This is a genomic window from Sphingobacterium sp. UBA7253 (genome assembly GCF_002472745.1).
Classification (GTDB): domain Bacteria; phylum Bacteroidota; class Bacteroidia; order Sphingobacteriales; family Sphingobacteriaceae; genus Sphingobacterium; species Sphingobacterium siyangense.
In genome coordinates this window covers 1-12,761 of the sequence record NZ_DKSP01000167.1, presented here as the reverse complement: position 1 = coordinate 12,761, position 12,761 = coordinate 1, and the positions used below count along the sequence as shown (strand labels likewise).

General features: G+C 37.7%; 10 protein-coding genes. 3 read left to right on the top strand and 7 right to left on the bottom strand.

The annotated features are described in order from the left end of the window. Positions 1-465: 465 nt before the first annotated feature. Positions 466-1,419, bottom strand: a complete 954-nt coding sequence (locus B2X72_RS17065; RefSeq protein WP_075992241.1) for a helix-turn-helix domain-containing protein — start codon at positions 1,417-1,419, stop codon at positions 466-468. Between the two features lie 83 nt (positions 1,420-1,502). Between B2X72_RS17065 and B2X72_RS17060 the strand changes: the two genes are divergently transcribed. Beyond that, the gene (locus B2X72_RS17060) at positions 1,503-2,675 is read left to right on the top strand and encodes an FAD-dependent monooxygenase (RefSeq protein ID WP_248933575.1); all 1,173 of its coding nucleotides are present in this window, start codon (positions 1,503-1,505) and stop codon (positions 2,673-2,675) included. Between the two features lie 3 nt (positions 2,676-2,678). Further along, positions 2,679-3,074 carry a hypothetical protein gene (locus tag B2X72_RS17055; protein ID WP_145330423.1) on the top strand — a complete coding sequence of 132 codons (396 nt, stop codon included), beginning with the start codon at positions 2,679-2,681 and terminating at the stop codon, positions 3,072-3,074. Positions 3,075-3,358: 284 nt separating this feature from the next. On the opposite strand, the gene B2X72_RS17050 is transcribed toward B2X72_RS17055, so the two are convergent. Beyond that, positions 3,359-7,867, bottom strand: coding sequence for an AAA domain-containing protein (locus tag B2X72_RS17050; protein WP_286850836.1), 4,509 nt, complete (start codon positions 7,865-7,867; stop codon positions 3,359-3,361). A 261-nt stretch (positions 7,868-8,128) separates the two neighbouring features. Between B2X72_RS17050 and B2X72_RS17045 the strand changes: the two genes are divergently transcribed. Then, on the top strand, positions 8,129-8,875 hold the full coding sequence (locus B2X72_RS17045; RefSeq protein WP_145330427.1) for a hypothetical protein: 747 nt from the start codon (positions 8,129-8,131) through the stop codon (positions 8,873-8,875). A gap of 81 nt (positions 8,876-8,956) precedes the next feature. On the opposite strand, the gene B2X72_RS17040 is transcribed toward B2X72_RS17045, so the two are convergent. The 5 genes from B2X72_RS17040 to B2X72_RS17020 all read right to left on the bottom strand — a co-directional run. After that, positions 8,957-9,487, bottom strand: a complete 531-nt coding sequence (locus tag B2X72_RS17040) for a DUF4468 domain-containing protein (protein ID WP_286850835.1) — start codon at positions 9,485-9,487, stop codon at positions 8,957-8,959. Between the two features lie 211 nt (positions 9,488-9,698). Then, the gene (locus B2X72_RS17035) at positions 9,699-10,028 is read right to left on the bottom strand and encodes a hypothetical protein (RefSeq protein ID WP_286850834.1); all 330 of its coding nucleotides are present in this window, start codon (positions 10,026-10,028) and stop codon (positions 9,699-9,701) included. Positions 10,029-10,238: 210 nt separating this feature from the next. Continuing rightward, complete coding sequence (locus B2X72_RS17030; protein ID WP_070568401.1) at positions 10,239-10,610, bottom strand: response regulator; 372 nt, start codon at positions 10,608-10,610, stop codon at positions 10,239-10,241. Positions 10,611-10,612: 2 nt separating this feature from the next. Further along, positions 10,613-10,984, bottom strand: a complete 372-nt coding sequence (locus B2X72_RS17025) for a response regulator (RefSeq protein ID WP_145331363.1) — start codon at positions 10,982-10,984, stop codon at positions 10,613-10,615. Between the two features lie 7 nt (positions 10,985-10,991). Then, positions 10,992-12,761 (bottom strand): response regulator (locus tag B2X72_RS17020; protein ID WP_286850833.1); only part of this gene is annotated, 1,770 nt, incomplete at its 5' end.

Below are 12,761 nucleotides of genomic sequence, written 5' to 3'. Positions count from 1 at the left end.
CCATTTTTGTTGTAAAGATGATAGTCTTTCATGCCCATGCTTTTATCATGCACAGTCATTTGGACATACATAACGCGATTACGGCAAAAGACTTCAAGAGGTTTCATGGATCAAAAATACTAATTAATTTAGTAAAAATAAATGATCAAATTGTGGTAATTGTATCTTTCAGTGTCACTACACTCCTTTGTACTTTATTTTTGTGATCTTTTTTTACAATTATAAATACTGCTAACAGAGGGATTTTCCTGCCTTGATACTGCTGATCTGCATAAACCGTATATATCATGGTTCTAAATATTTAAGAAAGAACAAGAGCTGTGGCATATAGGTTTATCTATTGGTAAATATTGGTCAACGAGCAACTTTAAACGGCTAGCGTATGCACACGAAGATCAAAATAAAAGATGAGCTCTCAACCTCTGATTTCTCCGGTAAAGTAGAATTTGCAAAGGGATAAGGTATTTACATTCTATTTTTATCCTGCCACTTCTTTGGTTTTAATCCAAAGTGTTTTTCAAACAACCTTCCGAAATAACTCAGATTGCTAAATCCTACTTGATAGCCAACTTCTGAAACTGAAAGATTTTCCTGCTGTAATAGTCTTGCTGCTTTTTGCATACGAAGATGATTGTAATATTCGTACATTCCTTTTCCAAAAACTTGTGTAAAAATCCTTCTTAGTTTTAGCTCATTCATTCCACCTATTTTTACCAGTTCATCTTTAGATAGGGATTTTTCCAGATTTGATGCTATCGTATTCCGAACCAAATAAACCGCATCAATTTCAGCGTTGTTAAGATGGAAATAATCTGTTTTTTTTCTTTTTAATAAATTGCTGAAAAGCAGATAAATAAGTTCAAGTGCTTTTAACCGATAAAAAGCTTGCGGTAAAATGTTTTCTATTGAAAGGTCAGCTAATTGAGCAATTAAATCAGTCATTTCAGGTGACAAAAATTCTTCTATCCAAAAGGTTTTTTCTATATCAAAAAGATAAGACAATTTATCTGCATCATTTCCTACAAAATGTTTCAGGTATTCCAGCTCAACTAAAATGCTGATTTGCTGTACGTGGACATCTTTAGGAAATAACACTTCACTTTCCAAATGTGAAGGTATAATACGAACATGAGGCTGATTGTTCAAAGATCTTTTACTAATGGCATTTGCCGATTTTTTGTTAATAAGAATATTTTGAAACGAAATGAGTAGTCCTTTTTCTATTGTCCTGATTGGTTTTCTTTTATAAGCAAAAGTCTTGCTGGCAATTAAAGAGCGAACCATTATTAACATCTCGGGCATCAAGTCCACAATGTTCAATTCGTTGAAATTCAAAAATTTTATCTCATTTTCAATGGAAGATAAGGAGATGCCAAGTTTTTCAGCAAGTTTTCTCATTTTACGCTTTTCATCAAACATAATTTTTTGGACTATTATTAGTTTAATTTGGGCTATTTTATCTGTAAATATAGAAAGATATTTGCTGTATAAAAATGAAAAAAATGAAAAAAAATATTATTATTTCAGGAGGTGGCATCGCTGGATTGACTGTTGCAAAACTGTTGAGCAAACAAGGGCATAAGGTGACTGTTTTGGAAAGAGCGGCATCATTCAGTAAGTCCGGATTTCTTATTTCGCTTAAGAGTTTTGGCGTTCGTATTATTGAAGAATTAGGATTAGCAGAACAATTACAACAAGCATCGTCACCCTCTGAATTTGTAAATTTCAGGGAGTCAGACGATTCAATTATACAAAGTCTTAGCTATGAGAAAATGAACGAGAATATTGAACGTTCCGTTCTGATAACGCGAGGCGGATTGCATCACGTTTTATACAACGAAGTAAAAAATGAAGTGAGTATTCATTTTTCATCTTCTGTTGAAAACGTAATGCATGATGAAGACAAAGTCCAAATATTACTCAACAACGGAACTGTGTTGGAGGCCGATCTCCTTATCGTTTCAGAAGGGTTACGCTCTACGACAAGACAAAATTATTTTCCGGAAAGTACGCTAGAGGATTTTAAATTTGTTTATATGGGTGGACGATTGAAAGAGCATCATTCTTATGAGGTTGGCAAATTCAATATCTATATTGATGTGAATAAGATGCTGTCTATTTATCCCATTGCTTCCGATGAAATAGCCATTCAGTGCTATTTACATAATACAGGAGATTTACCATCTGTTCAAAATAAAGCTAATGAAATACTCAAAACATCTTTTGCTGGGTATAATGAAGATATACAGCATTTGTTAGGTCGCTTCGCGGATAACGGTCTAATGTTTATTGATAAAATGGGGATGGTAAATTCATCCACTTTAGTAAATCGTAATGTGGTTTTATTGGGAGATGCGGGGTATTGTCCCACTGCGCTATCGGGAATGGGAGCATCATTATCAATTTATGGAGCAAAGGCGCTAGCTCATTTTATTCATCAAAATCCGAATGATTTAAAAACGGCTTGTTGCAATTATGATACCATGATGCAGCCAATAATTCAGAAATTTCAGGCTAATGCAAAAAATAATTCAGCATCATTTATCCCTGATAGTAAAGAAAAATTAAACTGTTTTGTCCATTCATTCAGAGCCGCCTCTGAGGCTGATGTGCAAAAAATAATGATTGATCCAATTGTATTAACGAAAGACCAGTTAAATTTTAAAATCAATTAGATAATGAATTTTAGAAAGATATTTTCCGTCATAGTTGGATTCGGAACGATAGGATTAATGAGTTCTGTTTTTGCAAAAATGCAAGGCTTGCTGTTCACGTCATCTTTAGAAATATTTACCAGTAAGGAAATCGCTGCCACCAATTTTTCCCAATTTATCATCAAACTTTTTTGTGTTTGGTTTAGTTGTGTGTTGGGTGGAATGGCTACTACGAGGATAGGGGGCAAGCCAAGAGAAAATCTTATAGTTGGTGGTTTAATAATACTGGTCGTGGGTTGGCTATGGTTGTCGGCTGAAAATCCTATATGGTTTTGGGTATTGCTGATTTTAGGTATTTTACCCTGTGTATTTTTAGGATATCGAGTAACTTCTATTATATGTAAATTTCGTATCAAATGACCATGCGATTCTTAGTTGCAAATTGACCACCTGATTTTTTGGCGAAACTAGATTTAGTGCTGTAGGAGTAATGTCATCAAAAGCGATAATTAATATGCATCTTTTAAGTTATCAAGCCTGCACGTGAGATCAGACTTCGTCATTTGGTGTGAATAGCTCCCTTTTAAAGGTTATTGTGGTTACGATTGTTGCCTCGATAACCTTTAATAGGAGTCGGGAACCAATGAGATAACATTATTTGTGCTGGTTACCTGCGAATTATCGGTTCTATCAATGGCGATTCGCTAATTATCATTTATATTGATTTTCGTTGCCACATGCACGTGGTTGTTCAAATTTGCCTCTTCTTCATCCTGTTGACGAATAAAATCAAGTAGTCGCTTCAGCTCTCCATCGGCATCATCCCACCATTTAATTGACCATATCCTATGAAATACAAAACCATATCTTTCAAGTTGCTCCTGTCGGAAACTGTCCCAAGCATAAGCTTCCGGACTGTTATGATATTTCGCGCCATCACACTCTATTGCGATGAGTGGTTTGTGGCTTGTTTTTGATTTGACAACGATATCAATCCGGAAACCGCCTACGGAATGCTGCTGTTCTAAACGATCGGCACCGATATGCTGTGCAAGTTGTTCGAATACTTCATCTTCAAATGGAGACTCAGACCCCAAGCTAAATTCTGCTGGCTCATACAGTTTATCTGTACAATACTGACTCAATAGCTGGAGAATGCCCTTTCGCAATTCGTCATTACCCTCACTTACCGCTTTCGCATAGGTAAAGTAAGCGTACATAATACCACGGCCTTTATTGCCCTTCTGTTGGATAAGATTTGGGTACTGACCAACATACTCCTGCGGGAAAGAAGTACATACATATACCTTTGACCGCGCTCGAGTGATGATTACATTCAACATGCGATGTCCTTTACCTTGTATAATCGGACCAAAGTTTTGACTAAACGAACCGTCGGCTTTTCGCCCAAATGTTGTGGATAGAATGATAATATCCCGTTCGTCGCCCTGAATGTTTTCGAGATTTTTAACAAAGAATGAATCTCCCGCCTGCGCCATTAAACTGTCGAATGCAGGGTCATTCTGGCGAACTGCACTCAGTTCCTCAAGGATCAAGTTGCGTTGGTAAATATTGAACGTAGCAACACCCACGCTTGGAATACTGTCTTTAGCTTCCTTCATGATCTGTTGTAACAATTCGACCACTTGCAATGCCTCTTGTTTATTTACTTGCCCTTCATATAAACCATCAATCTGTAAATATTCGATAGGCGTGTAGTGCTCCTTCGCCGGAACAGGCATTAACCTATTCCCGTAGAATGCATGATTGGAGAAGTCGATAAGATAAGGGTGTTTCGAGCGGTAATGGACTTTTAAATAAGATTCAACGAACCCTTTGTCTACAGCATAAGCTAGTAAGGATTCACTGTCTGCGAGGTTAAGCTGAGCAGCCTGTAGCGCAGTCCGATCTGAAAATTCATCTTCGTAATCTTCTGTTTCATCATCAATCGGGTCAAGTAGCGCTCCACTTCCTTCGAAGTAAGAGGAGGGAGCCATCTGATGCTTGTCACCGGAAACAATTTTAGCTTTTCCACGGATCAGGGCAGCGTAAGTATCTTCAAGACGCAGCTGACTGGCTTCATCGAATATGACCACATCAAAAATTCCTTCCTGTAGCGGCAAGATGGAACTGCAGACCGAAGGATTGACCAACAATACTGGAAAAAAATCAGTAAATAGTTCAAATTCTCTGTTCACAATAGTGCGGAGTGAATTGCGACGCATTCCCTTAGCTCCCTTTTTGTTAAACAAACTATTTATGTTTTGTCCTCTGGCTTTAAAATGTCCGACGGCGTCAGCCTGTTTTTCCGTCCACAAAGCAATAATGCTATTCAGCTGCGCATTATTAAACTCTTGTTTCTGCTGCCGATATTGTTGTAGTTGGTAATCGCTTTTTGGCAATTCCTGGGGTTCATTTGTCGTGAGTATCCAATACAAATACCAGCATTCAAATGCATCAGCCCAATGATCTTTAAGATGTATGCTGATTCTTGTAATAAGCCTTTGCTGCGCTTCATCCACTGAAAGGAAAAATGATTTCCATTCATGGTAGATACGGAAATCACTCATATGTTCATTGAACGTTGTGATGGTATGCTTAATCTTATCACATTGTTCCTGTGCGGTTTGAAGATTTATATATTGTAAAAATACACCATCCGTAATATTTCCTGTTAATTGGTTACTTTCAATTTCGTCAAACGAGTTTTGTAGACTTCGATAGGCATCAGAGCGTGCCGCGTAATAGTCACGAAAATTATTAAAATACCTTAATTGAAAAGTTACTCTTTCAGTTAGATAAGGTACTGCCTCAATCAACCCATTGATATCAATAACAGGAGTCCTTGGAATGATATTATAATCAGCGATCAGCACTTGCTCTATACTATCCAATTTTTGAATCAGGGGAGCTATTTGCGTTTTTAGTTCACTCACTTCAGTATGAAAATGATGATTTGTAATATTAGCCAAATAGCTACTGATCGTAATCGGGTATTGCTTTTTCCAAGCGGCTAGCTTTTTTCGGAGTTTATCAATATTGTTTAGGTAAATAGATAAATCACTTGTTTCCAAGTGATCGTTATATTGATGTTCTATATAATATTTCTCAACATGGGCTGATCTTACCTGCGCGATGCGATTCTTTAATTCGATTCTCGTTTGTTTTATCTGTTTATGCTTTCTTGAAAATATACTCAACAAACTTGTTTTAAATCTTGCACCACTACTATTATCTAATAAGTTCTTTCCATATTGAGCAATGCTTGATTCAGCGTAGGCAAGATAAGTTGATATTGCATTGCTTAGCGATGAATGATAGCTGCTATAATGTTGTTGCAAAGCATCTTCATATTGCTTGAAAAATTGCTGCGCTTTAATCCGAACTGTTTGTAATGCTAAGGCAATTTCGTTGATCCGCTGTTCCTGAGGAAAAGTGGATGGTAATACGTCTTCTTTCACTGAATCTCCAATACAAAATGCCATATAGGACTTAAAATCCTGCTGCATTATGGCGGGGATGCCACTCGAAAAATCATCAGCCCACTGCTTTCCACTCACTTGAAGTTCAGCAATAAGCTGTTCAATACCTGGTAGCTGTTTATGAGCGTATGCAATAAAATCCTCAATTCTTGCACGTGATGGCCCAACCTGTTGATCTATAAATAGATCGTCTGCCAATGGTCTAAATATGGCATGAACCTGATGCGATTGCTTAAATAAATTATGGCTACGCTTTAGAACAACAAGTGTCCTTTCCAGTTCTGTATGATCCTGAGCAAAATTAAAATCCTCTTTCGGTATAATATTCTTAAGCGGTACTTGATTAAAGGTTTTTAATAAGGCCAAATACCGTCCGACGATCTGCGACCAACTCTTATCGCCGTAGACCGTTTGAGCTAAGGCAGCATGCTGTGCATTAATAAGTTCAGCCGATTCCTTGAGTTTTGATTTTATCGCATCATACTGGTTTTGAGCTTGTCTTACTGAGATGTAAAACGGAACTCCGATCTGACGATCCCTGACGGAATCCACGATTGCTTCACGCGCATCGTTTACATCATCAATTACACCTACCAGAGCACCGATCTGAGGATTCGTACGTTCGATATTTGCTTTAATGACATCAAGCGCTGTTTTCTTTTCGCAGACGACAAGACATTTCAGTCCATTGGCAAGGGCATTTGTGATCAGCGCAGTTAATGATTGACTTTTTCCTGTCCCCGGAGGGCCTTGTATTATTTGGTTCGGTTCATTTCCAAGAGCACTTATTATAGCCTGTTGGCTTGGGTCTGTATCTACGGCGCTGAAAGGTGTTGTCGATAGATTTTCCACTTTAAGCTCATCAAATTCAAAGGCATCGAAGCGATCCAATAAGCGGGAAATGTCGGTGATAATACTTTCTTTTTGCGCTCTGAACAAACCAAAAACACCACCAAAATGAATGTAAGCTTTGTTATTGGCGATAGCATCTATCTGGGATGCTTCGGGTAATACATTGATAGCTGTTTCAAAGTTTTTGCCTAGCACCTCAAGTATCTGCTCTTTACTATTTGAATTGAGTGCTTCCAGTACTTCAGCACAAGCGTTCACTAACTCGTTGTTGTCAATCAGCGCGTCATCTAAGGCTTCATTGGTCAGATTGGGTAATGTAATGTCATCTTCACTTTTGATAAAAGAAAGGAGGACCTCGTTGATACTAATCGGGTGAATATCTGAATCCACTATTTTTCCATTTGCATGAATCGCTTTATTTCGCAAAAACGACCATTCATTGACTTTGTTTTTAGATTTAACGGCCTCTAGTTGCCAAATGAATAATGGGGCTTTTATGATCTTAGAAGGATCTTTTGAGGATCTTTTTATAAGAATAGGATAGCCAAATCCGAGGGTCTTCATCCCATGTTCTTTAAAATAATCTTCATTTTCTATGATGATGGAGTTCAGTCGTTTAGAAATTAAGGTTAGTTTCTTTTGAGTCTCCGTATCTTTTTCATTGAGATCTATCGTATCAAATGAAATCTTAAATTCAAAGTTTGCTTTGGTCAACAAGGTATCTAAAAATGATTTGGCTAGACCATCCTCAATGAGGTCGAGCTGCTGCAGGTCTAACCGTGTGGCCAACCTTCCTGGCAATGCATTTAAATGAATAGAGCGGGCGTTACCGCCTTTTAATTTACTTTGTAAAGATTGCAGGAAAATCTTGGATGACATAATTGTAATATTTGTATTTATCCTAATATACAAATATTCGGTATAATCAGCAATCGAATCAAATTACCTTATCAAAGCCTGTCAGCATTTTAATTAGACAGCCAGCTTCATCGCAAAGATCCTACACGAGATGGTTCAGATACGCGTAGGATATCAAATAAATTTATCTGTTTCTGTACTAATTAGTTAATTGACACAGGATTGTTACAGGAGGAATTTTTTCTTAATTTCGAACCGTTATAGTTATAATTCATTCCATTTATGCTGTTCATTTATACACGTTACGAGTACGTTTTAGGAAGTAAAAATATCATTGCAACATTAAAAAATGAGACCATAGCGCAGAATTTCAATCTTAGTATCATTACACCTGCGACCAAATTTTTAGGGTTTCCAGTTGGAGGAGGTCTGGTAAAAATGTCTCGTTTAGTCAATCAATACGGGCAGGTCATCCACGCAAGAAATTATTCGCCTGAAATAAAAGAAGAGGTAAAGAAATTTAAGAAGACACTAGAAATTCCGTATTTCAAACTTTGGAAAGGGTATTTGATTATGGCATCGATAGCAATTATCGGCTCTATTATTTATGGTATTAAACTGAACATAGATGGTAAGAAATATCGGAATGAAAAAGAAAGTCTTGCTCAATCGGCTCAACAACTACAGGCAGGACAACTATATGGTGCAAGTTTCTTTACCGATGCTGAAGGAAATAACATCCAAGGTTTACCAGCAGGTTGGGTTAAGATTCTAAAGATAGAAGGAGATACAATTTTTGTCCAACGGTCTAAAAAAATATCGGATCGTGCGATGTTTGAAATGAAAGATTTGGAATCAATTAAGCCAACATCGGATGAAGACTGGAATAATAGGGTCGAAAAAATGAATTATACGCTATTTAAAGAAGCTGTGAACAATAAAAATTTATCCGGTATTGATTTATCTTATATTGGTGCAGATCACGATAAATATTCTGGCGTTATTATGTCTTTTAAAGGCGTTGAATGATATTATTTCTAGAATTAAAACCGGAAAAATGGGATGAAAGCTCGCAAGTTTATTGTCAGGAAGAGAACAAATACATCGATATTACCAATTATCAATATTGGTTGATTTTTCAAGAATAGATTTGATCAGCTCATTAAAGTACGCGTTTACGAATTGATGTTTTTTCTCATTTTTGGGGCTACCGTTGCCTTTGAAATAAAATTTTTTCACGTTCATTTTATTCCAAGTACCGTTGTAATTCATAATTTGAGCACTGAAAGTTGGACTATTGATTCTTATTTTTCCATCTTTAAATAAAAAAGACAAGGTGTAATCGACATCATAGTAAGCAATAGCGGATGTTTTAAGTCCTCTTTGTTGGTAAGCTGCTAAAGTTATCGCCTGCCCGGGAACCAAAGTCAGGCCTTCTTTGGGGTTGGAATATAAGCTATTGATCGATTTTAATACATTATCGTAAAGTTCTTGCTGTTTAGCGCCAGGAACTTCCACTACGGTATAATCTAGATTCTCTTTAGAAACGAAACCTGTTGGAGCTAGGGTGAAATATTGTGAAAATGGCTGAAGAAAAAAAGGTAGTCTCGCAGGGTAAAATGAGTTGTCAGCAGATCTCAAAAATTATCATGGAGCAGATGTCCAAAATAAAAGTTCCATTACTGGAGCACATTTTGATGCAGTTCGAGCCTCTGAGTTCAATTTGAAAGGTTGCTTTGATGCCTATAGGAGAGGGGATGGCAGATGCCTATGTTGTATCCATTTAATAACCAACGGTCAAATATAGCTTTAACGCGTTGGTTATTTCATAAAATAAAAAGACAGTTTGATCTTAAATGGTTCTTCCATCGTTAGCTAACTCTCCGTCGTTGGCTTCCTCACGGTCATCAATCTCTCGTTCATCAATCTCTCTTTCGTCTTCTTCCTGTTCGTCAATTTCAGGAAATTCATTTTCTTCTTCGTTTCCCAGTTCTTCGTCGATGCCTAAATCATCCTGATCGGGCATTTCTGGAGTTTCATCGGGTTCATTTTCAAATATTTCCTCTTCAGGATTGTCCGGCACATCGTTCGGAAGATCCTCGGGCCCCTGTTGTGCAACAATTGCGAATGCAACGATAAGTATACCTTGATACCGATCCTGCGTAATTTGGTTTTTATTCATCTTTTAATAAATATATAAAGTGAACCTTCTTGGGATCGGTTTCGTTAACTGATAAACTACGCAATATAGATCGTTTAATACTTGAAATCGCTGTGATAGCATAGTGTCTATACCAGGTAAAGCATTAGTGCAAATATCAAGTATGTCGTTAATCCCTAAAATAATAAAATTGGTGCCCCAGATTGATAAATTTTTGGGGAGTAAAAGATCTTAATAATTTAAATTTAGCATTTTATTGATCACCTTCTCCAGATCGACGATGTCGAATGGTTTTTCCAGGTAGTCATCAGCTCCTGCCAGTTTAGCCAAGCTTTCTATATCTTTGTTCGCGGAAAGATAAATTACCGGTATTCTCTTGAATTCCTGATGGTTTTTGAGTAACTGAGTCGCTTCAATTCCTCCAATGGATGGTATCCAGTTATCCATTAAAATTAAGTCAGGCTTTGTCTCAGTAACCTTTTCTATCACGTCGTGGGAGGTAGAGGACACAGCTACTGAATATCCGAAGCTCTCCAATATCATAGAAATCATCTCCAGCAATTGTTTGTCATCGTCAAACAATAATATTTTCTTCTTTTCCATTCTTAAAATTTTTCGATCAGCGGAATAAGTTCGTCGATATCTATAGGTTTAGAAATATAACCATCTGCGCCAGCACTTAGGCATTTTTCCCGGTCACCGGACATGGCCTGAGCAGTAACCGCAATTATGGTAACATCGTTAAATATTTCGCTGGATCCCCTGATCCTGGCAATGCCTTCATATCCATCTATTTCAGGCATCATCATATCCATCAGCACGATATTGATATTTTTATGCTGATGGAGTATTTCAAGCCCTCCTGCTAAGGAAGCACTGCTTAGTACAGCATAACCTTTTGACTTAAGAACCAATTTTAGGGCAAAAATATTATAAGGTTCATCATCGATGATCAGAATCAATTTTTTATTGTCCATATTTTAATCAGTTGTATAACCATACACGTAATAATGAAAGCAATTGATCGGTATCCACGGGCTTTGAAATATAATCAGAGGCCCCGGCTATGATACACCTTTCCCTGTCACCGATCATGTTTTTTGCTGTTATGGCAATTATCGGTATTTCACTATAATGGGGATTTTGACGAATCATTTTAATCGTTTCATACCCATCCATTTCGGGCATCACCATATCCATAAGAATAGCAGAAATATCATCGTGTTCTTCAATTTTGTCTAGACCTTCCTTTCCGTCCATTGCAGAAACAACATTAATCTGATACCTTTCAAGCGCTTGAGAGAGATAATAAATAGTGCGTATATCGTCATCGACGATAAGAACTTTTTTATTTTGCAGTACTTCTCTGATGGTTCCTAAAGACGATTTTTTTGACCATTCTTCACCAGGATGGTTTCCTACTAAATGCAAAAACAGTCCAACTTCGTCCAGTATTCGCTGGTAGGAATTTGCCGTTTTGATGACAATCGAATCGGCATATTGCTTCAATTTTAGCTCTTCAGATTTCGAAAGATTCTTCCCTGTGAATACAATGATAGGTATATTTTCTAAACCGGGTTTTTGTCGTATCGAGTCTAATGTGTCATATCCCATATTGCCCGGAACGCCCATGTCCAGTATAACGCAATCTGCTTTATCAGAATAGAGACTGTCGACGCTTTCTGTAACGGTAGTCTTTATTTCAGAAATGATATCATAGCTTTCCAAAAAGTTAGCAAGTGCTGCTGCATGTTTTGAATTTTCCTCTACAATAAGCACCTTTTTCGGATTCCGGGCAAGTGCTTCCTCAATTTTTATAAACATCTGCGCCATTTGTTCCAGCGCAATAGGTTTATCCATAAAATCGATAGCCCCTTGGAGCAGACTTTCCCGTTTAACTTCAAAAGATGACATAACATGGACTGGAATCGGACGTGTAATTGGATTGTTTTTAATCTCTGCCATAACCTGCCACCCATCTTTTACAGGTAATTGAATATCCAATAAAATCGCCGTAGGCTTATACCTTATCGCTGCATCAGCTGCCTGGTCTCCACGCACGATAACTACCCCTTTATACTTTTGCTGCCGGGTATACCTAAGCAGCGCTTTAGCAAAATTAACATCATCTTCCACGATCAATATCACTTTATCGTCCTCTTTTATATCATTCCGGTCATCATCAACATCCGGCGGGATAATGTCAACGGTATGCGGATTACTGGACATTATGATGTCCTGTGTTTCTTCGATGTTTTCCGCAATGGACTGTATAAGCTCTTCCGTTGTCGGAACAGTATTTTCTTCCTGATTTTCGGGAATTAAAAGGGTAAAGGTACTTCCTTTTTTTTCCTGGCTACTTAAACGGATCTCTCCGCCCAACAGACGCGAGAGTTCACGGCTGATCGAAAGCCCAAGACCTGTCCCGCCAAATTTACGCCGTGTGGATCCGTCAGCCTGCTGAAAAGCTTCAAAAATGACGTCCTGTTTGTCCGGTGCAATTCCTATACCGGTGTCAGTTACGGCAAAAGCAATCTGTCCATCTTGTGCCTCGCTTGGGAAGACGGAAAGTGTGACTTGTCCCTCTTTCGTAAACTTGATGGCATTCGATAATAGATTCCGTAGGATCTGGTCCAGTCGCTGGCGGTCAGTACGTATTGTCTTTGGCAGGTTGTTTGCCAATTTTATTGTAAATGAGAGTGCTTTTTCCCTTATAATCGGAGAAAATAGATTGTCCAGGTCTTTTGTCAGATC